The 25476-nt window shown below is 56.1% G+C and carries 18 protein-coding genes and 1 riboswitch; of the genes, 13 read left to right on the top strand and 5 right to left on the bottom strand.

What is annotated here, in order from left to right; translation table 11 throughout:
- The first annotated feature begins 11 nt into the window (after positions 1-11).
- The 3 genes from BUA44_RS05640 to BUA44_RS05630 are packed head-to-tail and all read left to right on the top strand — an operon-like array spanning position 12 to position 4014.
- Positions 12-2141 (top strand): hypothetical protein, encoded by a 2130-nt coding sequence (locus tag BUA44_RS05640; protein WP_072809539.1) that lies wholly within the window; start codon positions 12-14, stop codon positions 2139-2141.
- 11 nt (positions 2142-2152) lie between these two features.
- Positions 2153-2941, top strand: a complete 789-nt coding sequence (locus BUA44_RS05635; RefSeq protein WP_072809537.1) for a hypothetical protein — start codon at positions 2153-2155, stop codon at positions 2939-2941.
- Between the two features lie 14 nt (positions 2942-2955).
- A complete protein-coding gene (locus BUA44_RS05630) occupies positions 2956-4014 on the top strand; it encodes a glycoside hydrolase family 18 protein (protein WP_072809534.1) in 1059 nt (352 codons plus the stop codon).
- 158 nt (positions 4015-4172) lie between these two features.
- On the opposite strand, the gene BUA44_RS05625 is transcribed toward BUA44_RS05630, so the two are convergent.
- Both BUA44_RS05625 and BUA44_RS05620 read right to left on the bottom strand, forming a co-directional pair.
- The gene (locus BUA44_RS05625; protein WP_072809531.1) at positions 4173-4481 is read right to left on the bottom strand and encodes a GIY-YIG nuclease family protein; all 309 of its coding nucleotides are present in this window, start codon (positions 4479-4481) and stop codon (positions 4173-4175) included.
- A 228-nt stretch (positions 4482-4709) separates the two neighbouring features.
- Positions 4710-6926 (bottom strand): glycoside hydrolase family 5 protein, encoded by a 2217-nt coding sequence (locus tag BUA44_RS05620; RefSeq protein ID WP_178348748.1) that lies wholly within the window; start codon positions 6924-6926, stop codon positions 4710-4712.
- A gap of 375 nt (positions 6927-7301) precedes the next feature.
- On the opposite strand from BUA44_RS05620, the gene BUA44_RS05615 reads away from it, so the two are divergent.
- The 5 genes from BUA44_RS05615 (at position 7302) to BUA44_RS05590 (ending at position 13787) form a co-directional block, all read left to right on the top strand.
- Complete coding sequence (locus BUA44_RS05615; RefSeq protein WP_072809528.1) at positions 7302-8216, top strand: T9SS type A sorting domain-containing protein; 915 nt, start codon at positions 7302-7304, stop codon at positions 8214-8216.
- A gap of 258 nt (positions 8217-8474) precedes the next feature.
- Positions 8475-9386, top strand: coding sequence for a T9SS type A sorting domain-containing protein (locus tag BUA44_RS05610; protein WP_072809525.1), 912 nt, complete (start codon positions 8475-8477; stop codon positions 9384-9386).
- Positions 9387-9566: 180 nt separating this feature from the next.
- Positions 9567-10958: a glycosyl hydrolase family 8 gene (locus tag BUA44_RS05605; RefSeq protein WP_072809522.1), complete on the top strand. Its 1392-nt coding sequence runs from the start codon at positions 9567-9569 to the stop codon at positions 10956-10958.
- Positions 10959-11242: 284 nt separating this feature from the next.
- On the top strand, positions 11243-12223 hold the full coding sequence (locus tag BUA44_RS05595; protein ID WP_072809518.1) for a BatD family protein: 981 nt from the start codon (positions 11243-11245) through the stop codon (positions 12221-12223).
- 43 nt (positions 12224-12266) lie between these two features.
- Positions 12267-13787, top strand: a complete 1521-nt coding sequence (locus tag BUA44_RS05590) for a DEAD/DEAH box helicase (protein ID WP_072809516.1) — start codon at positions 12267-12269, stop codon at positions 13785-13787.
- A gap of 53 nt (positions 13788-13840) precedes the next feature.
- On the opposite strand, the gene BUA44_RS05585 is transcribed toward BUA44_RS05590, so the two are convergent.
- The gene (locus BUA44_RS05585; RefSeq protein WP_072809514.1) at positions 13841-14857 is read right to left on the bottom strand and encodes a Fic family protein; all 1017 of its coding nucleotides are present in this window, start codon (positions 14855-14857) and stop codon (positions 13841-13843) included.
- 69 nt (positions 14858-14926) lie between these two features.
- Positions 14927-15122: riboswitch (cobalamin riboswitch) on the top strand.
- A gap of 47 nt (positions 15123-15169) precedes the next feature.
- Here BUA44_RS05585 and BUA44_RS05580 point away from each other — a divergent pair.
- From BUA44_RS05580 to BUA44_RS05570, 3 genes are all read left to right on the top strand, one after another.
- Entirely contained in the window at positions 15170-17179 is a 2010-nt protein-coding gene (locus BUA44_RS05580) for a TonB-dependent receptor (RefSeq protein WP_178348747.1), read from the top strand.
- A 67-nt stretch (positions 17180-17246) separates the two neighbouring features.
- Positions 17247-18773 carry a hypothetical protein gene (locus BUA44_RS15615; protein ID WP_072809510.1) on the top strand — a complete coding sequence of 509 codons (1527 nt, stop codon included), beginning with the start codon at positions 17247-17249 and terminating at the stop codon, positions 18771-18773.
- A 72-nt stretch (positions 18774-18845) separates the two neighbouring features.
- Positions 18846-19688 carry a 50S ribosomal protein L11 methyltransferase gene (locus tag BUA44_RS05570; RefSeq protein ID WP_072809508.1) on the top strand — a complete coding sequence of 281 codons (843 nt, stop codon included), beginning with the start codon at positions 18846-18848 and terminating at the stop codon, positions 19686-19688.
- A 71-nt stretch (positions 19689-19759) separates the two neighbouring features.
- On the opposite strand, the gene BUA44_RS05565 is transcribed toward BUA44_RS05570, so the two are convergent.
- Positions 19760-21955, bottom strand: a complete 2196-nt coding sequence (locus tag BUA44_RS05565; RefSeq protein WP_072809506.1) for a PorV/PorQ family protein — start codon at positions 21953-21955, stop codon at positions 19760-19762.
- Positions 21948-22514, bottom strand: coding sequence for a hypothetical protein (locus BUA44_RS05560; RefSeq protein ID WP_072809504.1), 567 nt, complete (start codon positions 22512-22514; stop codon positions 21948-21950). Before BUA44_RS05560 ends, BUA44_RS05565 begins: the two co-directional genes overlap by 8 nt.
- Positions 22515-22591: 77 nt before the next feature.
- Between BUA44_RS05560 and BUA44_RS15010 the strand changes: the two genes are divergently transcribed.
- Together BUA44_RS15010 and BUA44_RS05545 are read left to right on the top strand one after the other, a co-directional pair.
- On the top strand, positions 22592-23944 hold the full coding sequence (locus tag BUA44_RS15010; protein WP_255370468.1) for an FKBP-type peptidyl-prolyl cis-trans isomerase: 1353 nt from the start codon (positions 22592-22594) through the stop codon (positions 23942-23944).
- On the top strand, positions 23944-25476 hold the full coding sequence (locus tag BUA44_RS05545; protein ID WP_072809502.1) for a DUF1538 domain-containing protein: 1533 nt from the start codon (positions 23944-23946) through the stop codon (positions 25474-25476). The genes BUA44_RS15010 and BUA44_RS05545 overlap by 1 nt, the downstream gene beginning before the upstream one ends.

Here is a 25476-nt window from a genome sequence, read left to right as displayed (position 1 = left end):
AGGAATGAAAAATGATGAATACTAAAAAGACCTCGATCATTTTTGCATCTGCCTTGATGTTCTCTGCGGTCGCCGCATTCGCTGAAGGCGATGCCGCGGTTGCCGAAAAGCAGACGTCCCTCTTGCAGAAGCTGGATTCTCTGAACCAGTCCATTCTCGGACTCCGCTTGGGCGGAACCGCCAAGGCGGGGGCTCTCACTTCCATGGCTTCTTCTGACCAGTTCCTCGACCAGTCCGCGACTCAGGAAAACCAGGGCTATACCGACGTGAACCTCAGGTTCCTCGCCCAGCCTTCTTCCGAGACCCGCCTCGACGTGCAGCTCCGCCTGCACAAGGATTGGCAGAGCGGCGTTGACGAAAACAACAACCCCGCGATTGGCCACTGGTTCAGCTACGATGGCAATATCCTGAACAACCACGTGGATTTCAACTTGGGTTACATGCGTGTTGCGTACTCCCCGCTCACCATCTTCACCCCGCAGATGGAAATCCTCCAGGAACCCGAAATCTTCGCGCAGAACCGCGTGGAGGCTCTTGCGGCACGTAACCTCGATACTACGTCTCGCCGCCTGATGCAGGGCCTGAACGCCGCCTACCATAGCGGTGCCGTGGGTTCCATCGACAACATCTACGCGCAGGTGACCGGTTCCCGTATGCGCAACACCGCAAAGAAGAACGACCAGGTGTTTTTCGACTTCGACTGGTCTGACCGCTATGCCTACGGTCTCCGTGGTGGTGTTGAACTGTTCGGCGCGAATGTCGGTGCGAACTACGTGAGCGTGTTTGACCGCCGTCTTTCCACGCGTTCCCGCGAAATGGAACTGAACGATACGATCATGTACGACGACAACCACGTGCTTTCGTTCCAGCTGGGCTTCGATTCCAAGAAGATGCTTGCGTCTCTGCCGATTACCTTCGGGATTAACGGCGAATACGCAATGTCCTGGTGGGATATCGATGCCGAGACCATGTCGCCGAGCCCCAAGTTCGGCACCAAGATTACGGAAGCTCCGTACGGCGACCTGATGGACTCCGTCATCTACGTGGCGACGATCGTGGATGCGATCAACAACGAGCGCGGTACGGTTGATGTCATGGACGAGAAGGGTTCCGCCTTCTACGCAGAACTCTTCGCGAAGGGTGACTTCTCCGGCATCGGCTTCAACCTGAATGCCTCTTACCTCCAGAACGACGAAAAGTTCTGGTCCGAACTCGCCTCCACGCCCAACTACACGAACAACGGCGTAATCTTCAATGCAAACGCGCTGTACGGCGATGTCGACCAGGCTCTCGTATCGAGCTTCGCCTCGGGTAACCTCGAGAACCTCTACTTCATGGTCTACAATACCGACCTCCTGACGGCTTCGACCCTCATGAGTTCGGGAACGGCTACCGTGCTTTCGGGCAACTCCGTTTCGGAAAACATGTACTGGCGCCTCTACAACAACTTCAAGCTCGCGCACTTCTACCGCAACGGTTACGACGCGAACACCATGAAGAAGATGGAAGTGGCCCAGGCTCTCCTCATGATGGACCCGTCCGTGAATCTCGCGATGCCGCTTGGCCGTGCAACTCCTAACCGCAAGGGCTTCGCGGTATCTCTCGATGCCGACTGGAACGACGCCATCACTCTGAACGGCCGCTTCTCGCAGTACAGCGAAGTGGAAGGCGACAACAAGTTCACGACCATCGGCGCAGGCCTCGGCGTGAACGTGGGCCGTCTCGTTCCTTCGCTCGCCCGCAAGCTCGAGGTTCAGGGCTCCTTCGAGAAGACTACCGAGGATTCCTACTTCAAGCGCTCCGCCCAGAGAATCGTTGCCGGCCTTACCGCCGATATCTGGGGCCCGGTTGCCTTGCAGGCAGGCGTGCAGATGCTTAACAAGAAGTTCGAAGGCGACGGGTTCGGCGTCGGCGTGACCGGCCTTCCGGTCGGGATGTCCTTCGTGCAGGCTGTCGACGAGATGCTCCTGCTCGCGGGCCCCAAGGTCCGCATCGCTCCCGAATCCTACATTACCGTCCGTTACGGCATGCTCAAGAACAGCGTCGACTACCAGACGATCAATGCCGTTGGCGAATTCGAGAAGAAAGAACTTTCTATCGACAAGAACCTTATCACCGCCGAAGTTACGGTCAATTTCTAGTGAGGTCGTAGATGAAGAATGTGAAGATTTCTCTTTTAGCAGCCGGCGCCACCCTGGTGCTCCTGGCTTGCTCCTCCTTGGAAGTGGATAACCCGATCGAGGAAAACTTCCCGAAGGATTGGTCGGCTGCCGAGTATATCAAGGTGAACCCGGATCTGCGTAGCCTGCAGCTCAAGGATCAGGTGCTCATCATGAACACCCTTTCGGGTGCCGAAAACGACGATGCTGCCTTCCTCGCGGATACGCCGACGGTGGAATTGCTTGCAACGAACTATATGGGATTTACCAAGACGGACTTCTGGACCGACAAGAACAAGATGAAGGTTGTCAGGGCGTACAACATCTATGGTGTCGACAACGAAGCCGCCATCTTTGATACGCTTACGCTCGATACGGCCGCCATCGAAAGGCAGTACGTTGTTTATGGTGTCATTGGTGGCCGTCCGTACCGCACTTGCGCCACGACGGATGCAAACCTCGTGAAGAAGGGTGAATGCCAGCAGGACGAAAATTCCGCGATTGGTTATTCCAAGCACGTGTACTGCGCAAGCGAAGGCGTGACCTACTGCATGGATTGCGACCCGGTCGAGGATGATTGTCCCGAAGCGATTGTCGACGAGCCCGAAAGCTCGAGCTCTGCCGCTAAGCCGGAATCCTCCGATGCCGCAGGTGACGAATCCAGTTCGAGCGAAGGTGGCGAACCCGCTGCCGATAGCTCCAGCAGCGAGGGCGGCGAGCCTGCTACGGACAGTTCCAGCAGCGAAGAAGCCTCCGCAGAAAGTTCAAGTTCAGCTGAATAAAGGTGGGAAATATCATGAATCTCAAGCTTATTGTAACGACAGTCGCGGTTGCTTGCGTGGCAATGTCCCAGGCCGCAGCCGACAAGGTGATTGGCTATTTCCCGTACTGGAGCCAGTATTCCCAGTTCTACCCGAAGGATATCCGCTACAACACGGTGACCCATATTCACTATTCGTCCCTTACTCCGAGTGAAGACGGCTCGCTTGCCTTCCCCGATGAGAACGATGCCCCCAACTACGATTCGCTCGCTGTCATGTGCGCGGCGAACAACGTGAACCTCGTGGTTTCTGTGGGCGGCATGGAAGCCGAGGGCGCCCTGAAGACTATCGCCGGTTCCGACGAACTCCTCTCCACCTTCGTTTCGAACGTGAAGGAATGGGTCGGTAGCCACAACGCGAAGGGTGTGGAACTCGACTGGCAGAATCTCACGGCAGAAGATGCCGAAGGGTATGCCAAGATGGTGAACGCCCTCGTGGATGCCTTCTCCGGCTCTATCGTGGCATCTACCATGTACCCCTACGTGGCGATGGAACCCTATACCGCCGAAGTGATGAACAAGCTGAGCTACATCAACGTGTTCATGCCCGACCAGATGAACGAGGACAACTCCTCGCTCGTTCCGAACCAGGGCGGAAAGTTCATTGCAGAGACACTCGAGAAGGCCGCCGGTGCGGGCATCCAGAAGGATCTCCTGAACCCGGTCGTGTACTTCTACGGAAAGTCCTTCCTCGGTGCGACAGGCTTCGGTTCTTCGCACAACGGTACGGGTAGCGGTAACGAAGGTTACCTGCCGTACAAGGAACTCATGGGCAAGTTCGATACTCCGGACTACAAGGTTTCTTACGATTCCGACTCCCAGTCCGAAATCGCCGTGAGCAAGGAAGAAGCCATCGTGTTCATGGGCATTCCTTCCGTGAAGGCAGTTGCCGAGAACGTGAAGAACAATGGCTACGCCGGCGTGGCCGTTTACGACCTCTCGCAGGACCACCACGAACCCATCGTTTCCATCCTGGTGACGATTGGCCTGGAACTTCGCCCGGACGTGAACTACAAGCCCGCGAAGAAGAAGTAATTCTCGCTCTCTATCAGCAAGTTTAAGAGCTCCCTTTTCAGGGAGCCTTCTTTTTTTATGTATTTTGCATGGGGGAATGGTATTTTCGCCTATGTGATGGCATGTATAGTGCTTGCTAAGTTTCTTGTCATGTCCGCGTAGGCGGACATCTATCAATATTATAAAGAATAATCGAACAAATCATCCCAGTTAGGGTTGCTTCTGTTTATTAGATTTTCTTTCCATTCACGGTTCCAATGTTTTATTTGTTTTTCTCGGGCGATAGCATCGTTTATTGATTGAAATTGCTCGAAATAGACAAGTCTATCGACGTTGTATTTTGCGGTAAAGGAATTGGGATCTAATTTGGATTTATGCTCGCATATTCTTCTTTTTAAATCGTTTGTGATACCTATGTAGAGAACAGTCTTGTTGTAGTTGCTCAAGATATAGGTTGAGAATGGCTTTAAATCATTTGTTCTGTTCATGGGCTGTAATCTATAAAATCATAGAGATAATAACCAGAAGATTATCCATTCTTTTTAATGCCTAGATAGACTCTCGCCTTCGCGAGAGTGACGTATGTGGGCTATTAACCCGTCCCGTATTTTATGGAAAAGGGCATGTGGATTCGACAGAGATGCTCGTTCTCATATGCAAAAAATCCCCGGGCGTGTTGCCCGGGGATTAAATGCCTTAGCGTAAGGGAATCCGGCTTACTTCTTTTCGAGGATGAAGCTCTGGATGCTGCTTCCCTGCTTTACGCGGACGATGTACTTGCCCGTGCTGATGCCTGCAACCGGAATCCAGTTGTGGCCCGCAGCGAGGTTCACCTGCATGCTCTTTGCCACCTGGCCGAGGCTAGTAATCACCTCGACGGAGGCGCTTCCGCTACGGGTCGCCTTCAGGACCATGCCGCCGTTGACGAACTGCGCGGAGAATTTGCCCGCAGCCTTCGCGACGAACGGTATAGGCACGTTGCCCTTGCTTGCCGCAGTGGCGCTGTCGCCCACGATGATGGTAATCGAGAGGTCGGTTGCGGCGCGTTCTGCGGTTTCGGGAGCGGTTGCCGTCACCGTCACGATGGCGTCTTCGTTACCCGCGATGAGGTAGCCCGGGGCGCCGGGGATATATTCAATGTAGGGCGAGGCAGCCTGGCCGTCGAAGGTGTAGGTGATGGGGGCCTTGCCGTAGGTGGTTTCGGTGGGGAAGGTAACTGCCGTGGTGGAGCCCTTCGCGACCTTCATGTTCTTGAAGTCGCCGCCGACCTTGTCGCCGGTCTTGGTGAACTGAATGGTAATGGTGTCGTTCATGGCGATGTAGCCCGTGACGGCGGGTGCCGTAGCCACGATCTTGGCTTCACCGATGGTGCCCGTGAATTCGAACATGTTCACCTGTGAGTTCTTGAGGCTGCCGTAGCACTTCTTGCCGGTGCAGGTGGCCTTGTTGACCTTCACGATGCTTTCGTTCAGGGACTTGAGGGTGTAGGTGGCGCCCTGGTCGGTCTTGCCGGTGGCGTTCACGACGACTTCCTGCTTGCCGTCGCCATCCATGTCATCCATGGTGTGGCTCTTGGTGCAGGAGCCGCTGATGTAGCAGTTGAAGTCTTCGAAGCCGGCGATGGTCTGTTTGGGTTCTTCGGTCACGGTGACGACCGACTGGGAACCGTCATTGCCGGTCATGATGACAAAGCCCGGACCGACAATCGCACCGGCGTTCGTTACGACGGCTTCGTTGCTAGAAGTATAGGTGCAGCCCGACTTCAGCGAGCTTGCGATGCTGCCCGCAGTTTCCTTGACGGTGGTTGCAGTGAAGGAGCAGCTGCCACTCTTGAGTGTCGCTGCGAATTGGCTAGCCCAGTCGGTAGCGTTCTTGGTGAGGTAGTTCTTCACGAAGGTGCCGGAATTGGTGTAGCTTGCAGCGGAGAGGGCTGCCTGCGTAATTAGGGCCTTGTCGCCGGCGAACATGGCGGAACCTTCATCGGATGCGTTACCGATCGTGGTCACCTTCTGGCGCAAGCTCCAGTTGCAGTTGCTAATCTTGTTCTGCTCCATGAAGTTGGTCCATTCGGAAGATGCACTTGTATTGGCATCGCTCTTACCGTCGGCGGTTGTGGTACCCCATTCGGTAATGAACACGGCGTTGTTGCTCCTGCAGCTATTGATGTTGCCGCTGAATTGACCCACGGAGTGCGTGCCTGCGTAGAAGTGGAACACGTAGCCGACGTTCTTTTGGTTTACGGTACCGCAGGACCCATTTGGCATCTGGGACCAGTTCGGGGTACCTACGAGGGCGAGGTTGTTGTTGCCTGTGCCACGGATGCCGCTGATGACGTCGTTCGCATAGCTTGCGATAGCGCCTGAGCCTTGGTTGACAGGCTCGTTGAACACTTCCCAGATGATGTTCGGGACGTTATTGTATTTTTGGGCCATTTCCTTAAAGAACGAAGCGGCCTGGCTTTTTTCGCTGTCGGCGCGGTGGCTGTGCCAGTCGATGATGATATAGATGTCGTTCTCGATAGCGGCTTCGACCATTTGGTCGATCTTGCTCTTCTGCGTGTCCCCTGCCTTCATGTAGGAATAGTTGTCATCAAGCTTGTTGCTTGTGCCGCCATCGCTATCGTAGTACTGGACACCCATGGCGTAGCGGAACACGTCGATTTTCAGATTGTTGACGGCCCACTTGATGACTTCCTTGTTGTAGTACTGGATGCCGGTAGCATCGGACCAGAACATGCTCATGCCGCGGAGCATGGCTTCTTTGCCGCTCTTCTGGCCGACGATTTTGTTGCCGCTGGTTCCCAGGACGCCATGCACCTGCACGGGACCTATGCGGAGGGGTTTTGCGTTTGCGGCTGCTGCGTTGGCTTCTACCGCCCCGAGGAGGATAGCGCCTGCTGCAATCGCCTTGACAGTTTTACTGAACATCGTCATAAAAGACTCCTTTTGCATCAAAAATAAATTATATGTCTTTATTTCTGATGTAAAATGTCGTTTTCCTTGTTTACTTTCGTGTCCTAAACACTACACCCGTTTCCCGCCTTAAAAATATTTAATAGAACCGCAATTACTAGTAAAATTCTTTTTACAGTGACGCAGGTCGCACCAAAGCCGGACCGCGTATGCCGGTTCGGGGTAGTTAGTTCCTATTTTCTACGATTGTGGGCAAAAGTGTGACGAAATGAACTCATTTTCGGAAAATGCTTATTTTTTGATTTTTGTTCTTGCACATTCAAAAAAAAAAGATATATTTGCGTTAAACCTTGCTCCCTTCGGGGGGCGTTCACAAAAAAAAAAGAGAGAGATACTATGAACAAGAAAATGACACTCGCAGCCGTTGCTGGCGCAGCCGCTATGGCTTTCGCTCAGGGCGCAGTTTCTTCTACCTTCCTCTGGGACGGCACCACCGATACCGAAGGTAAGGTTGAAACCGGTTCCGACGAAGAAACGTCCGGCTACTGGTACGATTACAACGACGCGAACGATGGCGGTGCTTCTGCCTTTACGTTCCCGGCCGACGTCGAAGCCAACGCTTACGACAACTTCTACGGCCCGCTCGTTGAAGCCTACGGCGGCATCAAGGCCACCATCACCCTCGGCGCTGGTTACGACTATCCGTATGCCGGTATCGGCTTCAACATCTGGAGCGAAGGCCAGGAAGGTGTTGACATTACCGCTTGGGGCGGCATTTGCCTTTCCTACCAGTCCACGCTCGGTTTCGGCATCGAACTCGGTGTTGAAGACGAAGCTACCGTGACTAAATACAACAACTACAAGGCCACTGTCGCTAAGGCTGCTACCATTACCGCTTCCGACTTCCCGTGGAGCAAGTTCAAGCAGGGCACCGGCTGGGGCACGATTGTTGACCAGGCTACCGTCCTCGCCAAGACTGCTGCTATCAAGCTGAAGTTCGAAGGCACTGCCGGTACCTCTGGCGACTTCCTCATCCAGAAGGTCGGTTCTAACGGCATGTGCTCCACCAGTCCGATCAGCGTCAAGTCTATCGCCGCTGCCGGTTCTGCCAAGGCCATGCTCTCTGGTCGCACCCTCTCCTTCTCTGGCATCTCTTCCGCCAAGGCTGAAGTGATCAACCTCCAGGGCCAGGTTGTGAAGTCTGCTACCGTCAGCTCCGCTATGGACCTCTCTAGCCTCGACGCCGGTGTCTACATGCTCCGCGTTGCTGGCAAGAACGTCAAGCTCTCTCAGAAGATCGTTCTCGAATAATCTCCTGAATTGAATGTCTAAGGGAACCCCGGATGCGAGTCCGGGGTTTCCTGTTTTTTAATGCTTGCAAAAGATTATTTTTAAGTTATCTGTATTCCAAGTTGGAATAATTTGTATGCTCTTTTACAGGGCCTTGCTTGACCGGAGTCACAAACGGTGCGCTTTTTTTTACGGGGGTGCACATTTTTTTTACTCGTGCGAGAATTTTTGTATAGATTAAAGGGGTACAAGCACGTGGGTAATCACAAGGAGGTTATTATGAACAAGGTAAAAACATTTGCAGCCGTTGCTGGCGCTGCCGCTATGGCTTTTGCTCAGGGCGCAGTCTCTCCGACCTTCCTCTGGGACGGCACCACCGATACCGAAGGTAAGGTCGAAACCGGTTCCGACGAAGAAACGTCCGGCTACTGGTACGATTACAACGACGCGAACGATGGCGGTTCTTCTGCCTTTACGTTCCCGGCCGACGTCGAACCCAACGCTTACGACAACTTCTACGGCCCGCTCGTCGAAGCCTACGGCGGCATCAAGGCCACCGTCACCCTCGGCGCTGGCTACGACTATCCGTATGCCGGTATCGGCTTCAACATCTGGAGCGAAGGCCAGGAAGGTGTTGACATTACCGCTTGGGGAGGCATCTGCCTTGCGTACCAGTCTACGATTGGTTTCGGCATCGAACTCGGTGTTGAAGACGAAGCTACCGTGACTAAATACAACAACTACAAGGCTACCGTTGCCAAGGCTGCCACTATAACTGTTTCCGACTTCCCGTGGAGCAAGTTCAAGCAGGGCACCGGCTGGGGCACGATTGTTGACCAGGCTACCGTCCTCGCCAAGACTGCGGCCATCAAGCTGAAGTTCGAAGGCACCGCCGGTACCTCTGGCGACTTCCTCATCCAGAAGGTCGGTTCTAACGGCATGTGCTCTTGCTGCTCCGGCATCAAGGCTATCGCCGCTGCCGGTTCTGCCAAGGCCATGCTCTCTGGCCGCACCGTCTCGTTCTCGGGCATCTCTTCTGCCAAGGCCGAAGTGATTAACCTGCAGGGCCAGGTGGTGAAGAGCGCGACCGTGGGCAGCACGCTGGACCTCACCGGCCTTGATGCGGGCGTGTACATGCTCCGCGTTGCAGGCAGGAACGTCAAGTTCGCCCAGAAGATTATCCTCGAATAGTCTTTTGTGTAGAATCTCTAAAGGCCTCGGATGAAAGTCCGGGGCCTTTCGTTTCAGCAATAAGTGATAAGATTCACAAAAGCGGCCTGCAGTGCTGGCATCGGGCTGTTTTTTTGTTTATTTTGTAGATAAAATGCAAATTCTAAAGTATATTATAGGCAAAACAGAGAGGTTTTTTGAATGAAACGCAATTGGTTCTTGCCGGCGCTCGCTGTTAGCGCCGCTATGATGTTTTCGGCCTGTGGCGACGATTCTTCTACGTCGTCGACGCCGGTTGTGACTCCGGGTACCCCGTCCACCCCGTCGACTCCTACGCCTGATCCTGGTACGACGCCCACCACGCCTACCACGCAGACCTACGGTATTTTGCCCACGACCGCGAATCCTGCGGCTTCGCTCACCTGGTACGCCTCGTGGAAGGGCACCTACTACAAGTCCTATATCGAGGAAGCGGCTGCATACCCGATACTTGCACAGGACTGGGGCGTGGTATTCGGTGCCTATACGGCTGCGGGAATGTTCCCTGCCCGAATCATCTGGGATACGAGTAGCGACTCCTACTGCGTGATTGACGAATGCACCAACAGCTACAAGAAGCGTGGCTGCACCGTTTCGGAAGGTATCGGCTACGGCATGCTCATTACGCTGTTCGCGGGTGACCTTGATGCGTTCAATTCCCTGTGGTACTACAGCAAGGGCTACCGTGATTACCAGGGAGGCCCGCAGCTGACCCCGTGGAAGACGGGTACGTTCTCGTACGAATCCCTCGGCGCTCCGGCGAATTCCTCTTCGGCGACGGATGCCGACCTGGATATTGCAACTGCGCTTATCATTGCGTACTACCAGACGGGCCTGGCTCCGTACCTGGAAGATGCTCTTGCCATCGCGAACTCTATCTGGACCGAAGAAATCAGCCCGTCGCTCATGATTTATTCCGGCAACATGGCGACCTGGAAGACCGCGGACCCGATTTTCAACCTGAGCTACTTCTCTCCGGTTGCCATCAGGCTCTTTGCCCAGGTGGACAAGAACCACGACTGGACCGGCGTGCTCAACACGATGTACGACTACATGCTGAGAGTGCAGGCAGCGGGCACGGGCGTGTTCCCCGACTGGACGAATACGGCGGGTGTCGCGGTGAACCCGAAGAACGGCAGTGCCGACAAGACCTACTGGATGTTCTACCACGAATCCGTGCGCATTCCGTGGCGTATTGCGTGGGACTACTACTGGACGCAGGATCCGCGCGCCCAGCAGGTGCTGAACACCCTGAACACCTTCATCTCGACCAAGTCGGGCGGCGACCCGGCGAACCTCGAGACGACCGGCAAGGTGATGTATTCTGCGGTGGCTGGCCAGCCTGACGGTTCTACGAACTCGCTGCTGCCGAACTGGCACGGTGCTTGGTGCCTTACCGGCATGGGCGGCAACCAGGCATGGCTCGATGCCTGCACGGCGAGCTTCAACACGAAGACCTTCAGCGGGTTCAACTACTTCCCGCATATCCTGATGACGATGTACAGCGAACTTCTGAACGGCCTGTTCGTGAAGCCCGCGACGCTCCCGCTTTAGGATAAACGAAAATTGTGGAAAAGACGGCTGCCCTTCGGGGGGCCGTTTTTTTTATTAGTCATTAGTCTCTGGTTATTAGTTACTGGAATTGCGGGGTATGGGATGTTTATTGTTGGGAAGGCGATGATTGTTTCGGGTATAGGAAAGTTTATGGCGGGAGTGGGGATGTGCGCGGTTCTCGGCTTTTTGTATATGGCATCTGCTTCGCAGATGCATATTGAGCGCCTCGGTCATGTGCAAGCGAGCTAGCACGCGACACTTGGCTTTTTGTATATTCATAGCGTATGGAAAATGATTCTTTGAATGTGAAAAATGTTGCGGCGGATTCCGCGTTGAATGCTGGTGCGGGTAGCGTGCCAGATTCGGGTGCATCTTTGGATTCGGGGGCGGTTGCGCCGGCGATGCCGACGCCCGAACAGCTCGGGATTTCGATTACGGCGGGGCCGGCGGGCGGCATGCCCGCGATTACCGTGGGAGATACGTTCGAGTTCCCGGTGACGGTGAGCTGGAGCGTGCAGGGCAGCGCCCTCCTGGTGGTGCCTGCAGGCTCCGCGAACGCGAAGGGGCTCACGCAGGTGGGCCTGTCGCAGGAATCTTCGCGGTCCGTCAAGGACGGCAAGGAAATCGCCTCGATTACCTTTACCTACAGGATTGCGGCGCAGGATACGGGCAACCTGCATATTCCGGCGATGCGCTTCGAGATTCCGGCCCAGATGGGGCAGCCGATTGACCTGCGGAGCGAGAGCGTGGATATTCGCGTAGAGGAGCCCTTTAATCCGCTCCCGATTGCGGTGGGTGCAGTGGTGGCCCTCTGCGTGCTTTTTGCGGGCCTGTGGCGCGCGAAAAGGCGGGCGGCGGCACGGGAGGCCGTTGCCACGAAAAATGCCGCCCAGGAGGCCCTGCGCGAACGTATGATGGTGCTCAAGCAGCGCGTGAACGTGGCGGACAGCCGCGAATGGCTCCTGGAGTTGGAAAGTATAGCGAAGGAGTTCGTTTTCGAGAAGTTCGGCGCAGATGCCGGTTCGGGTAAGGACGGCGGCTCGGGATTGAATTTGGGCAAGGACGGCGCGGGCGGTTCTTCCGCGGGTTTTGAAAGTGCCGCCGCTGTGAACCTGGATGCCCTCGTGAAGGAAGGCAGGCTCGAAGGCTGGGAAACGATTGTAGAGGAATTCGCGCACGCCCGCTACGGCGGTGGCAAGCGCGACGGTTTCGAGAACAGGGAAACCTGGAAGGCCGCGATGCGGCTCATGGGCATCGAGGAATAGACTCTAGGAAAAGCGGGCGTGCTTTTCTATCTTTGGGCGCGTTATGCTATTTTCGGAACTTCCCCTTGCAAATCCCCTGCAGCGTGCCGTGCGCGCCGTGGGCTACGAGACACCGACCCCGATTCAGGAACGCTCCATCCCGAGCCTGCTGGAGGGCCGTGACCTGCTGGGAATCGCCCAGACGGGCACCGGGAAGACGGCCGCGTTCGCGCTCCCGATACTGCAGCGCCTGCTCGATTCCGGGAAGTTCCGTGCGCCCAAAACCTGCCGTGCGCTGATTCTGCTGCCGACCCGCGAGCTCGCTATCCAGGTGGAGGAATGCTTCAAACAGTACGCGCAGTTTACCGCGATTTCGACGGCGTGCATTTTTGGCGGGGTGAACGATGCCTCGCAGAAGCGTAACCTGGTGCGCGGCGTTGACGTGCTGGTGGCGACTCCGGGAAGGCTGCTCGACTTGATTGGCCAGAAGGCGGTTTCCCTGAAGGCGCTCGAGTTCTTTGTGCTCGACGAGGCCGACCGCATGCTCGACATGGGATTCATTCACGATATCCGCAAGGTGGTAGCCTTGCTCCCGCAGGTGCGCCAGAACCTGTTCTTTAGCGCGACCATGCCCGACGACATCACGAAGCTTGCGGCGACGATTCTGCGCCCGGACCCGGTGCGCGTGGAAGTTGCCCCGCAGAGTACCCCGATTGAACGCATCCGCCAGGAACTCTACCGCATCGACAAGCGCCGCAAGGGAGCGCTTTTGAAGGAGCTTTTGCTGGCCCACCCCGAGATGAAGAAGGTGCTCGTGTTCAGCCGCACCAAGCACGGGGCCGACAAGATTACGCGCGTCTTGGAGAAGGCGGGCGTCAAGTGTGCGGCGATTCACGGGAACAAGAGCCAGAACCGCAGGCAGGAAGCCCTCGGGAACTTCAAGAGCGAAAAAATCCGCGTGCTCGTGGCGACAGACATTGCCGCCCGCGGGATCGACGTGGACGACGTTTCGCACGTGTTCAACTACGACCTGCCCGATGTGCCCGAGACGTTCGTGCACCGCATTGGCCGCACGGCGCGTGCGGGCAAGGACGGCATCGCGATTTCTTTCTGCTCGCCCGACGAGGAGCAGGATTTGCGCGCCATCGAGAAGCTGACCCGCATCCGCATACCGGAAGGCGACAAGGCGATTTACGAGAAGTTGCCGCCCCCGCAGAAGGAAACTGCCGAGAGCGAGATGCGAAATGCACGTGGTCGCATGAACCGCGGGGAAGCGCAGGCCCGCGCGGATAAGTCCCGCGAGAAACCCGCCCGCGGGAAGAAACAACGGGCTGAAAATGCGCATGGTTCGAAATTTGAGCAGATGCGCAAAGACCCTCGCCTATGCGAGGGTGACGATGGTAATAAACGCGGGGGTGACGCGGGTGCGCAGCCTGTTGGCAATAAGCCGCAGATTAGCGGACAAACTAACGGTGGAAAGCCCAGAAGCAACGGCCAGGATGGCGATGCTCGCAGGCATCGCCGCCGCAACAGGCCGGGTAGCCGTGCCCGCAGGCGCATGCGCGAGAACGGCGGCGCCGTTTAATAACTGCAATAAACGCGAGAGCGGCTTAATAACTGCGATAAACGTGCGGGCGGTTATTCCACCACGCTGTAGGTCTTGCTGCGCCCGCCCTTCTTGCTTGCGGCGACAAGCCCTTTTTCCATGAGGCTCTGGATTTCGCGCAGTGCGGTATCGTGGCTTGTCCCGAAAAGGGCGGCGGCATCCTTTGCCGTAAAATCCCGCGGAATACTCCCTGAGAGTACGGCGTTCAGAAGCGCCTGCTCGCGTTCGCCCGTGGGCGTGCCCGAGTGCCTTGCCTGGAATTGGAAACGTTTTAGCCCGGGTTCAAGCGTTTTTTCGCTTGTATGTACTGCGCTTTCGACCTGGTTCAAAAACCAGAGTATCCACCCCGTAATGTCTCCGTTCCCGCACTGTGTCTTGTTTATTATGCTGAGGTACTCGTCGCGGTTCTTTAGTATCTGCGTGTTCAGTGCGTAAATCAGGTGCGTGGAGTTCCGTGCCCTGCAGAGCTGCATCGCGGTAATGGTGCGGGCGAGCCTTCCGTTCCCTTCACGGAACGGCCTTAGCGTAAGGAACCAGAAGTGCGCAATCGCAGCCTTTATCATGCCTTCTTGCGGGGTGGTCTCGAACCAGTTCAGAAAGTTTTCAAGTTCGCCCTGCAACCTTTCGGGACCGGGTCCGCTGAATTGGATGCCCTGTGCGTTTTCGGTTACGGTGCTTCCTGTGTCGCGGAGGCCGGAACTGCTTGTGCGGGATAGTGCCTGGTGCCAGCTTTGGAGGCGTTCGGGCGTGAGCGGGTTCTGGGAGTTTGCGATGGCGCCCAGGTAGTTCTTGACGTGCGGTTCGTTCCCCTGTGCCTTCAGCAGTATGTTTGTGAGAACCGGTTCCGTGTCGAGCGGGTGCGAATCAATTGCGAAGTTTGCCACGATGTCTTCGGCGAGGAGCCTGTTTTCGAGTTCGCGTTTGCCGCAGATGTCGTAGATGCCGGCGAGTTTCCCTTCGGCAAAACGAGCCCTGCCGAGTGCGTCGAGCACTTTCTTTGAATCGAATCGGAAGTGAGTCCAGTCGGGGAATTGGTGGATGAACAGCATGGTAAGAATATAATTTTTTTGACGCATTGTATGCGTAGAAAAAGATGCTATATTTTGCAAAAAGTTTCCTGTGCCCTGAAAAGCTCTTGCAGGTGGCCCAGCCGGGCAGTTTGCAAGGAGAGAACCCCGTGAAAGCCGGGGGCGGTCGCGCCGCTGTAAGGGAGGACGAAACCGGCATGAACCAATGCGCGTGACCCGCGTGTGAAGGAGCCGGGAGTAGGTTGATCCCCGAGCCAGAAGAACTGCGGGAAACTGTGTTGAGGAACGATGCGAACGACGTCATTCTGCAAAGCCGCTGTATATGCGGTGTTTTTGTGCTGTGCTTGGGCTGGTGCCTACGCGCAAGTTCCCTCGTCATCCAAGGATACCGCTGTCGATGAGTCTGCACCTGTGCAGGATCTGGGCGTATCGGAGGTTGAGTCTTACGCTATTGCCGAGACAGAAAATCCTGGAACGGACTACATGGAAATTACGCCTTCCGCATGGGAGGGGCTCGGCCTTTCGGCATCCGAAGTTATTTCGTCGCTTTCGGGCATACAGGGCTACAAGCAGGGCGGCATGGGCAGTTTCCAGACGGTGTCTATCCGCGGGATTGCTGCGCGTAATGTGCTGATCTGCATTGACGGCATACCCCTGAACGATGCGGGCGGCGGTGCTGCTGACTTGGGGGTGATTGACCTCAACAATATCGAGAGGATAGAGGTCTACAAGGACAGGGTTCCGGCGAAGTTCGGTGGCGCGGGCCTTGGCGGTGCGATAAACTTCGTGACTAAGGATGCGCTGCATAGCGGCAAGACCCCGAAGGGGCGCGTCATTGCGAGCTACGGTTCGCACAACACGTTCGAGGGCTCCGTGCAGGTTTCCGCAAGAGTCAAGGACAGCGTGCAGTTCTCTGCGACAGCATCCATGCGCCACAGCGACAACGACTACGAGTTCGATAATCGTAACGGCACGCTCTATAACGACGAGGACGATTTTAAGGACAGGCGCAGGAACGCGGAGTTCACGGAATATTCCGGCAGTTTCCAGTACCGCATGCTCCACGGGAACGGAGCCTTCTCTATTTTGTCTGCAAGCGCGCTGCACACGCAGGCAGGGAACCCCGGCATGGAAGACCTGCAGACTTATGTGGCGGAATTTGTGGGCGACATGGCGCAGGTCGCGTACCGGATGGAATTCCCGACTTATTTCGACATCTTGCTCCTGACGGCGGGTATTACCGGCAAGTTCGAGAAGAACATGTCTTCGTCGTATTACCCGCTTGACAAGATAGGCTACCTCTCGAAGGATTTCAGGGAGTACGGGCTTGCGGGTTACAGGGCCATTCCCGAGATGTCGGCGAACCTGTTGCTGGATAAGTTCGAGGCTTACCTGCGCCTCGCGGGTAGCGCGGAACTCTGGAAATCGCGCGGAACGCTGGAGAGTTTTGAACTGGAACGCCTTGCGGGCTCCATTGCGGGCAATGCGGAATACAATTTTACGGATTGGTTCTCGCTTTTTGCCGAAGGTAACATCCTGAAGACGTACGACGATATCGGTGGCGGTCAGGTGCTGATGACTACGGGTGCCGCGGTGGTGAACGAGGCGACGGATCGTGACCTGAGCCTTGCGGGAATGGTGCAGGCGAAACTCGGGAAGAAGAACTCCTGGATTGGCGGCAACATTTCGTTTGGGCGCTTTTATAGGCAGCCGCAGCTGATGGAACTTTATGGCGTGTATCCGGGAACGCTCTCGAGCCCAACGCTCAAGGATGAATCTGCCTTGCGCTTTGCCGCGGGGCTTTCGCTTGCCACCCCGAAAAACCGTTCGGTATTGCGCGCTACCTATTTCGAAAACCACATCGAGAATGGGATATACTGGATTATAAGTACCAACCTGATGAAGGCATTCAATATCGACAAGTCGGTTATTCGCGGGGTGGAACTCGAATTGGAAAGCCGTCCGGTGAAGTTCTTCCAGGCCGTGCTGCGCGGGACCATCCAGGATCCGCGTGACGATGGCGCGAACAAGGCCTATAACGGGAACTTGCTGCCGGGTGAACCTGTGCACAGTTATTTTGTCGAGGGCACGTTCTTCTTGCCGTTTGACCTGAGGGCCATTTTCCAGGCTACGTACAGGACGCGTATCTTCAGTGACCGCATGAATTTTACGAGGCAGCCCCCGGTTGCCCGTTACAACGCTTCGCTCGCATGGCAGCCTTGGGAAAAGACGCAGGTTATGTTTGCGGTGGACAATATTTCGGACGAGACCTACCGCAACATATATACGCCCTATCCGGCTCCCGGTCGGGAATACCGTTTCACAATCATACAGGGGTTCTAGCCCCCGCGCATTACCGAGTGCATAGGGTTATGACAAGGTAATTGCGTAAAGCCAGAAAGGATAAACCATGAACAAGAAAATACTCACACTACTTGCTTCGGCATCGCTTGCGTTCTTCATGAGCGCTTGCGGTGATGACAACAGCTCGAGCGCAGGCGTGGATTGCCTCGATAACGAAAACTGCCTGGATGATGATATCAGCAGTGATTCCGACGACGCCAAGAGTTCCAGCTCGGTCAAAAAAGATGACAAGTCCAGTTCGTCCAAGAAAGATGAAAAGTCTAGCTCCAGCACGAAGGACGAATCTAGTTCTAGCGTGAAGGACGACTCTAGCAGTTCCGTTAACTCGAGTTCTTCTGCAAAGGATGACAAGTCCAGCAGTTCCGAGAAGAAGGACGATGAGTCTAGCTCTAGCGAAAAGAAGGACGAAAAGTCCAGTTCTAGCGAAAAGGTTGAATCCAGCAGTTCCGAACCTCCGGTATCTAGTTCCTCTGAAGAACCCGAGTCCAGCAGTTCCGTCGAACTGAAGGTAACCTACCTGTCCGAAACGCCGAACGCCGCCGACCTCGAAGTTTCCGGAGACACGCTGTTCGCTGTGTTCCAGCGCTCCTATTCGGATGGTTCGTCCTTGCTGAAGTACGAGAATGGTCTCGTGGCCCTGTACAAGTTGAGTGATGGCACCCTTCTTGATACGATTCCGCTTGTGACCAAGAACCCTCAGGTCATCAAGATGGTGAAGGGATCGCTTTATGTGGGTACTCAGGGCGAATACAATCCTGATACATGGGGTATTGATGCCGATGAAACCCGTGGTATCGAAAAGATTGACCTGAAGAAAAAGAAGTCTGAACTTTGGGTGAGCGGTACGCTGCTTGGCGGTGGCGTGTACATGATGGATGCTGATCCGGTTTCTGGCAAGGCTGTTGTTGCCGTTTACAAGGCTTACCAGAATGTTCCCGCTGTCGAAGTCGATTTGAATGATAAGTCGGTAAGGAAAATTGATGGTGTTGTCGATGCTAGTGGTTCCATTTACTTTGATCGCAAGGGAGAACTCTTCTATATCGGCGACCGTGGCTCCATAGATTTCGATACGTATGAAATGACACCCATGGTGGCGTATTCTTATAATGGCTTGAAACTCACCGCCCTTTATGACGACGAAATGGGTTACCAGCCCGCCGGTATTTCCGTTATCAATGGCGAAGTGTTCGTCTACATTAGCGACTTTGCTAACGCCGGTAAGCTTTACTGGATTGATTACGATGAAGATGAAGGCTATTATATTAGCGACGAAAACATCCAGTTCTCCACCGACACGAAGATTGTGACGGTCAATGGCGGCCTGTATGTAATGGACCGCAAGGGCAAGGGCAGCATCGCGAAGGTAAATACAACCGCCAAGACAGTTGCTTGGCAGCAGGCCTTTGAAGACAGGGTCAATCCCTGGGACATCGTTGCTATCGATGGCAGCAATGCATGGGTTGCCTTGTATGACGTAGGCGAAATCCGCAAGATTTCCCTTGGCGACGGCTCCACCATTTCGAGCATCGACACAAAGGAATTCTGCGCCAAGAAATACGAACCTGTGGAATAATTAGTTAGAAGTTTTACTTCCAAAAAAAGGCGCGTCGGTTTTCCCGGCGCGTCTTTTATTAAATTTCACCATATGCAGAAAGTCGATACATGGTACAAGGCGGAGGGCTATTGCCCTATCGAAGATTTTGAACTCGCAAGCTACCTGCTCTTTGAGGCGGGAGTGGCGACGCTCGAGGAACTGGACCCCAAGGCGGAAGGCCGCACGGACTTCTGTTTTTATACCGGCGACAAGGCCGAGCGTGACCGCATTGTGGCGGAGTTCCCGCAGTACCATTTTACGCTGAGCGAGGAGCCCGCGAAGGATTGGGACAAGTGGTGGCGCGACCGTGCGCAGCCGGTCCATGTGTCGGAACGTCTGTGGGTGCGCCCGCCCTGGGTGGAATTCACTCCCGACGACCCGAAGGCCGTAGTGCTCGAACTCGAGGCGAAGACCGCGTTCGGGACGGGCGAGCACGATACCACGAGCAGTTGCGCCGCCCTGATGGAGTCGGTGGATTTTGACGGCAAGTCGGTGCTCGACATCGGTACGGGTACGGGAATCCTCGCGATGTTCGCGCGCCGTCTGGGAGCGAAACTTGCAGTAGGTACCGAGATTGACCCGCTCACGGTTCCCTGCATCGCGGAAAACTTCGAGCGCAACGGTTTTGGCGAGAGCGACTGCGTGCTCGGATTCCTGGATGCCTTCCGGGATGGCGCGAAGTTTGACGTTATCCTGTGCAACATGATCCGGAGCGAACTCTGGCCCCTGCGTGACGATATCGAGGACCTGCTCGCGCCGGGTGGCGAGTTGATTATCAGCGGCCAGCTCCTGACCGAGAAGGACTACATTCTCAAGTGGTTTGAAGAAGCCGGCTTCAAGGTAAAGGAAGAACGCATAAGTACAGAGTGGTGGAGTGTGCTTGCACAGTCCTAAAATCAATATGTGTCTAAAAAAGAAACGCGGGTCGGTTGCCCGCGTTTTGCTTTTGCAGGATTGGGAGTCTGCTAGAACTTGAACAGGGCGCCGAAGCGCATCTGTCCGTCGCGCACGCCGTCGTTGTCGCCCACGTCCATGATGGTCGCGAGGTCGAACTGGAGCATGTCCGAAATCATGAATCCGATACCGAAGTCGGCCTCGTTGCGCTTGCCGGTCTGGTCGTAGAGGTAACCGAGACGGAGCGCCACCGTATTCGCGTAGATGAATTCTAGGCCCGTATTGAATACGCCCTGCAGGAGGGAGTTCTTGAATGCGGTAAACCCGTGTCCGCCGCGTTCCGGATGCCCAATGGATTTCCAGCAGGCGATGTAGAACGGTTCCGGGTCGCCCTTGTCGTCGTCGTACACGACTTCACGGTTGTAGTCGGCGGCGATGGTGAGCCTGTAGTCGGCGAGCGAAAGGATTTCGTAAGAGAGCCCGACGCGCCAGGTGAGCGGAATCGGGTCTTCGATGGTCTTGTCCACGTAGTACACGCTCGGGCCGATGTTCGCGAGCACGAGGGCGAAGTTTAGTTTGTCTATAAACAGGTCCTTCTTGAGCACGCCGATGTCGAACGCGTAACCGAAGGTGGTCGCTTCCTCTTCGCCGGCACCTGCACCGGAACTCAGGTCGGAATAGAATAGCTTGATGCTGAGGCCCAGACCCCAGTTGTTCGGGAAGCGGGTACCGTAGCTTACGCCGCCCACGATTTCGGAACTGTTGTAGGCCACCAGGTCATCGGCGTCCACGTCGCCCGAGACGACCGTGGAACCGAAGCTCACGAAGTTCACGAAGAACCCGAGCGTTCCCCATTCCGCAACGGGGACGGTCATGCCGCCGAAGAGGTGGTAGAGGTCGGGAATGTTCAGGACAGGCAGGAGCTTTTCGTAGAAGGCGCTCAGCTGGTAGTCGGCGTCCTTGTAGATTTCCATGCCGCTTGCGGTGCTGAACCACACGTCGTTGCCCTGCGGTAGAACCTTCCATACCTTGTTCGTGGAAAGTCCGTTGCCCGAGTGGAAGTGGAGCCATTCGTCTTCCTTCTTGACGCTGCCTTCCTGTTCGGCGACGCCTCGTTCAAGTTCCGCCTTGCGCCCGCTTGCGGTCGCGTAGTCCGGCAGGTGGCGCCACACGCCCTTGTCGGTCGCAATCCAGATGTGGCCCTTCTGGTCCACCGAGATGTCGTTCACCACGTTGCCGTCGAACTGCACCTGTTCCCACTTGCGCAGGTTGAAATGGCTGAGGCCGCCCTTGTGTGCCGCCCATACGTGTGCGGAACTGTCGACGGCGAGTGCGGTCGGGTGCAGGTCCATGATGCCGTCCTCTTCGTTGAAGAGGCTCCAGCGGTCCTTGTCGTTCACGCTCTTCTTGGGCACGAGCCTTGCGATGCCTGCGCCATCGACGGCGACAAACAGTTCCTTGCGGCTTTCGGACCACACGAGCGCGTTAATCTTTTGGCTCGGGAGCACCTTGCCCTTCTGCTCGAACTGGCCGTTGCGGTAGAGGAACAGCCCGTTGTCGGTGCCTATCCAGAGCGATGCGCCCTGGTTCACGAGTGCCGTGATGCGGTGGCTCCCGATTTCGTCTTCGTAGTTCTTCCATGCCTTGCCGTCAAAGCGGTAGAGCGTCTTCGGGGTACCTACCCAGAGTTTTTCGGTGCGGCTCTCGTAGAGGAGCGCCGTGATAGTGTCCTTCACGATGAGGTTCCACGGGATTTTCACTTCCACCACGTGCGATTCGTCGTCGGCGTTCTTGATGTCGTTGAACTTCTTGACCTGGCGGGTGTATTCGTCGAGCCCGCGTTCGGTACCCGCGAAAACGCGCACGGCGTCTTTCACCTTCGCGTTGCCCTGCAGTGTTACGGTGTGGTAGTCTACCCACTGCTCGCTGTCAAACTTGAGGATGCCGTTGACGGTACCTGCCCAGAGTTCGCTCTTGGAAAAGAACCCGTTCTTGGCACGGCTTGCCATGTTGGTAAAGTGCGGGGTTGTCTTTGCGTCGGCGGGGAACGAAACCTTCCATTCGTCGGCAAGCGGCCCGAAGGCGAGGCCTGCGGGGTTGTAGTACATGGCGGTTGCGTCGTCGGCCAGCGCTGCACCCACTTCGCCCATACCGAGCTGGCGTGCGCCAACGGGCATTTCGAGCGTGATGATTGCCGAACCTGCGGCAAGCGAGAGTGCTGGTGCAAAAAGGAGCGCGGAAAGTAGGTTGCGTGGCGTGTTAAACAAGTTGCCTCCAGTCCGGAACGTCGTAGCTGCTTCCGTGCGTGGGGAGTACCGCTTTCCAGCCGGACTTGCTCGGGTTTTCCCAGGGCTGCTTGGGCAAGAGCTTGCAGTCGCATCCGAGTACGTAGGGTGGCAGGATTTCGGCGTGGTTTCTAATCTGTTCGCGGGTAATGAAGTTTTCCTCGTGGACGAACTTCACGTATTCCTTGCCCTTGGGGCCAAGTTCTATGCGGTAGGTGACGGTGCCGTTCTGGTCGCCCTCGTCGATGGTCCTGATGGTTTCCTCGATGCTCTCGTTCCACTTGTCGAGGTATTCCTTCCTCTGTTCGGGCGTGAGGTTTATCTGTGTCTCGAGCCAGGCGCGTATGGAATTTTCGGAGGGCTTTACTGCGGTAATGGATTCCCTTGCCGGGCGGACCACCACGGCGTACTTGCCGGATACGTCAATGACCGGCTTGATTTCCTCTTTTTCGTCGGCACTGTGGATGACCACGTAGGCGCCGATCCCTGCGAGGATTATGGACAGGAGTACGATAACAATGACAATGACGACAGAGAGCATAATCTTTCCCGTTCTATATTGCAATTCCTCTTTTTTCAAAAACTAGCATTTTTCTATCTTGTGGAGTAGGAGTTTTTATGTCAAAATTCAAGATTTTTATTGTTCTGTTGTTTTCTAGCGTTGTATGGGCGGTTCCGTTCAATATTGATGTGGTAAAAACCGGTGAAGGCGACGAGATTCGCGCAGGGCAGCTCATCAAGGTGCACTACAGGGGCTACCTGTATGCCGACATGCTTCACTATGACAGCCTGAAGGTCGCTGCGGCCCAGGATTCTATCGCGAAGGCGCAGGCGGATTCCGTCGCTGCCGCTACGGCGAAGAAGGACTCGAAATCGAAGGCGAAGGACAAGAAGGCAAAGGCTCCGGTCGATACGGTTGCAGTCGCGGACAGTGCCGCGGTAGATAGCGCGCTCGTGGACGAGGCCTCGGCAGATACGCTTACTCCCTTTGCCGATACGTATGCAAGCGGCGAACCACTCGAGTTCACGATTGGCGTGGGCCAGGTGATTGCCGGCTGGGACAAGGGTATTGTGGGAATGAAGGTGGGCGAGGTCCGCAAGCTTACAATCCCTTACGTGCTGGCATATGGCGAGAATTCTCTCGAGGGCATTCCCCCGTATTCCGACCTGTATTTCGAGGTGGAACTTGTCTCTGCCGAAAAGCCGATGGAACCCGACGTGTTCCCGAAGGATGTGAACAAGCTCGCGTGGAAGGCGAAGGACAAGGGCCTCAAGATTTATGACGAGAAGGCGGGTACGGGCAAGCCTGCGATGGCGGGTTCTACCCTGAAGGTGCATTACACGGGATGGCTCGTGTCGGGCCGCAAGTTCGGCAGTTCCAAGGATTTGGGCAAGCCTTTCGAGGTGGTGCTCGGCGTGGGCAAGATGATCAAGGGCTGGGAAGCAGGCCTTGACGGCATGCGCGAGGGCGGTGTCCGCTGGCTTCGCGTTCCCCCTTCCATGGGATACGGCGCGAGCGCGTTCACGATGATCCCGCCGAACTCTACGCTTGTGTTCCGCGTCGAGCTCGTGGAATCCATGGTGGACCCCGAGGTGGCGGCCAATATGGATTTCTTCCCCGATACGGCGTCGCTCACGTTCGAGAACGGTTCCGAGGGCCTGCGCTATGCGGTAATCCAGCAGGGCGAAGGCGAACCCGCTAAGGTGGGGGCCGCGGTGAAGGTGCATTACACCGGCTGGATGACCAACGGCTACAAGTTCGACAGTTCCCGCGACCGCGGGCAGCCCTTCGTGTTCCCGCTCGGGCAGGGCCGCGTGATTCGCGGTTGGGATCTGGGTGTCGCGGGCATGCTTCCGGGTGAAAAGCGCATCCTCGTGATTCCTCCGGGACTCGGCTACGGCAGTCGCGGCGCGGGCCCCATTCCGGGCGGCGCGACGCTTATCTTCGCTGTGGAGTACCTGGGCGAGTAATGCTTAAAATCCTGTCCGAAAAGCTGAAGGAATCCTTCGCGTCGGTACTTCCCGTTACGCTCATAGTACTCGTGCTTTCGTTCACCCCGCTGGTGAGTTTCTCTACGAAGGAACTGCTCGTGTTTGCGGTGTGCGCGGTGTTCCTTGTGGTGGGAATCGGATTGTTTAACCTGGGGGCGGACCTTGCCATGACGCCGATGGGCGAACACGTGGGTTCGGGCCTTACCAAGTCGCGCAAACTCCTTTTGCTCCTTTCGGTGTGCTTCGTGATGGGCGTGCTCATTACGGTCGCGGAACCCGACCTCTCCGTGCTTGCCGAGCAGGTGAAGAATGCGGTCGAACCGATGTTGCTTATCGTTACCGTGGGTATCGGAGTCGGGTTCTTCCTGCTCCTTGCCATCGTGAAGGTGGTCTGGAAGAAGGACCTCTCGACCATCATCATTTTCTTCTACATGGCGCTGTTCATGCTGGGCATGCTCATGCTCACCTTCGGCAAGGAGCAGCTCGTGCCGCTCGCCTTCGATTCCGGCGGCGTGACGACCGGCCCCATCACGGTGCCGTTCATTATGGCGCTCGGCGTAGGTGTCGCCGGCGCCATCGGCGGCAAGAACGCGAACGAGAACAGCTTCGGGCTTATCGCGCTGTGCTCCATCGGGCCTATCATTGCGCTCATGGGTCTCGTGATTTTCTCGAAGGGCGACCTTACCTACAAACTTTCGCCCGAGAGCTATTCCATTGACGCAAGCCTCGGCGAGAACTTTATCCCGACGGTCGCCGCGGTCGCCCACGAGGTGCTTGTGGCCCTCGGGCTCATTGTGGTATTTTTCCTCGCCCTCCAGTTCGTGGCGCTCAGGCTTTCGCGCTCCAAGCTCGTGCAGATGTCGTTCGGCATCTGCTACACCTTCGTGGGGCTTGTCGTGTTCCTTACGGCGGTGACGGTCGGGTTCATGCCCGTGGGTTTCGAGCTCGGGTGCAACCTCGCGAAGATGCCGCGCGCGCTTGTTGTTTCTGGCTTTGTCATCGGCATGGTGGTCGTGCTCGCGGAACCCGCGGTCCACGTGCTCAACAAGCAGGTCGAAGACATCACCGGCGGCCTCGTGAGCAAGCGTTCCATGCTCATCGCCCTCTCGGTGGGTGTCGGGCTTTCCATCGGGCTGTCGATGATCCGGATTATCGTGGGTTTCCCGATTATCTACTACCTCATTCCCGGCTACTTCATCTCGCTTGCGCTATCGTTCTTTGTGCCCAAGCTCTATACCGCCATCGCGTTTGACTCGGGCGGTGTCGCGAGCGGCCCGCTTACTTCGAGCTTTATTCTCCCGCTCTCTATCGGCGCGTGTTCTGTGATTCACGATGGAGGCGATTCCATACTGAGTTACGCCTTCGGGATTGTCGCGATGGTCGCGATGACCCCGCTCATTACCATCCAGGTGATGGGCTTCAGGGCGATTGCATCCAAGAAAATCAAGAACCGCCTGATGATGCGCCGCATCCAGGATGCCGACGACGAACAGATTATCGATTTTGTGTAG

It is taken from the genome of Fibrobacter sp. UWR3 (assembly GCF_900143055.1).
GTDB lineage: Bacteria > Fibrobacterota > Fibrobacteria > Fibrobacterales > Fibrobacteraceae > Fibrobacter.
This window is presented reverse-complemented; position numbering and strand designations above follow the sequence as displayed.

What these genes read in the sequence shown, in the direction of transcription:
- BUA44_RS05620 (WP_178348748.1), bottom strand. Translation starts at nt 6,926, where the DNA reads ATGACGATGTTCAGTAAAACTGTCAAGGCGATTGCAGCAGGCGCTATC.
- BUA44_RS05605 (WP_072809522.1), top strand. Translation starts at nt 9,567, where the DNA reads ATGAAACGCAATTGGTTCTTGCCGGCGCTCGCTGTTAGCGCCGCTATG.
- BUA44_RS15010 (WP_255370468.1), top strand. Translation starts at nt 22,592, where the DNA reads ATGTCAAAATTCAAGATTTTTATTGTTCTGTTGTTTTCTAGCGTTGTA.
- BUA44_RS05610 (WP_072809525.1), top strand. Translation starts at nt 8,475, where the DNA reads ATGAACAAGGTAAAAACATTTGCAGCCGTTGCTGGCGCTGCCGCTATG.
- BUA44_RS05585 (WP_072809514.1), bottom strand. Translation starts at nt 14,857, where the DNA reads ATGCTGTTCATCCACCAATTCCCCGACTGGACTCACTTCCGATTCGAT.
- BUA44_RS05640 (WP_072809539.1), top strand. Translation starts at nt 12, where the DNA reads ATGATGAATACTAAAAAGACCTCGATCATTTTTGCATCTGCCTTGATG.
- BUA44_RS05570 (WP_072809508.1), top strand. Translation starts at nt 18,846, where the DNA reads ATGCAGAAAGTCGATACATGGTACAAGGCGGAGGGCTATTGCCCTATC.
- BUA44_RS05625 (WP_072809531.1), bottom strand. Translation starts at nt 4,481, where the DNA reads ATGAACAGAACAAATGATTTAAAGCCATTCTCAACCTATATCTTGAGC.
- BUA44_RS15615 (WP_072809510.1), top strand. Translation starts at nt 17,247, where the DNA reads ATGAACAAGAAAATACTCACACTACTTGCTTCGGCATCGCTTGCGTTC.
- BUA44_RS05590 (WP_072809516.1), top strand. Translation starts at nt 12,267, where the DNA reads ATGCTATTTTCGGAACTTCCCCTTGCAAATCCCCTGCAGCGTGCCGTG.
- BUA44_RS05635 (WP_072809537.1), top strand. Translation starts at nt 2,153, where the DNA reads ATGAAGAATGTGAAGATTTCTCTTTTAGCAGCCGGCGCCACCCTGGTG.
- BUA44_RS05595 (WP_072809518.1), top strand. Translation starts at nt 11,243, where the DNA reads ATGGAAAATGATTCTTTGAATGTGAAAAATGTTGCGGCGGATTCCGCG.
- BUA44_RS05630 (WP_072809534.1), top strand. Translation starts at nt 2,956, where the DNA reads ATGAATCTCAAGCTTATTGTAACGACAGTCGCGGTTGCTTGCGTGGCA.
- BUA44_RS05615 (WP_072809528.1), top strand. Translation starts at nt 7,302, where the DNA reads ATGAACAAGAAAATGACACTCGCAGCCGTTGCTGGCGCAGCCGCTATG.
- BUA44_RS05545 (WP_072809502.1), top strand. Translation starts at nt 23,944, where the DNA reads ATGCTTAAAATCCTGTCCGAAAAGCTGAAGGAATCCTTCGCGTCGGTA.
- BUA44_RS05560 (WP_072809504.1), bottom strand. Translation starts at nt 22,514, where the DNA reads ATGCTCTCTGTCGTCATTGTCATTGTTATCGTACTCCTGTCCATAATC.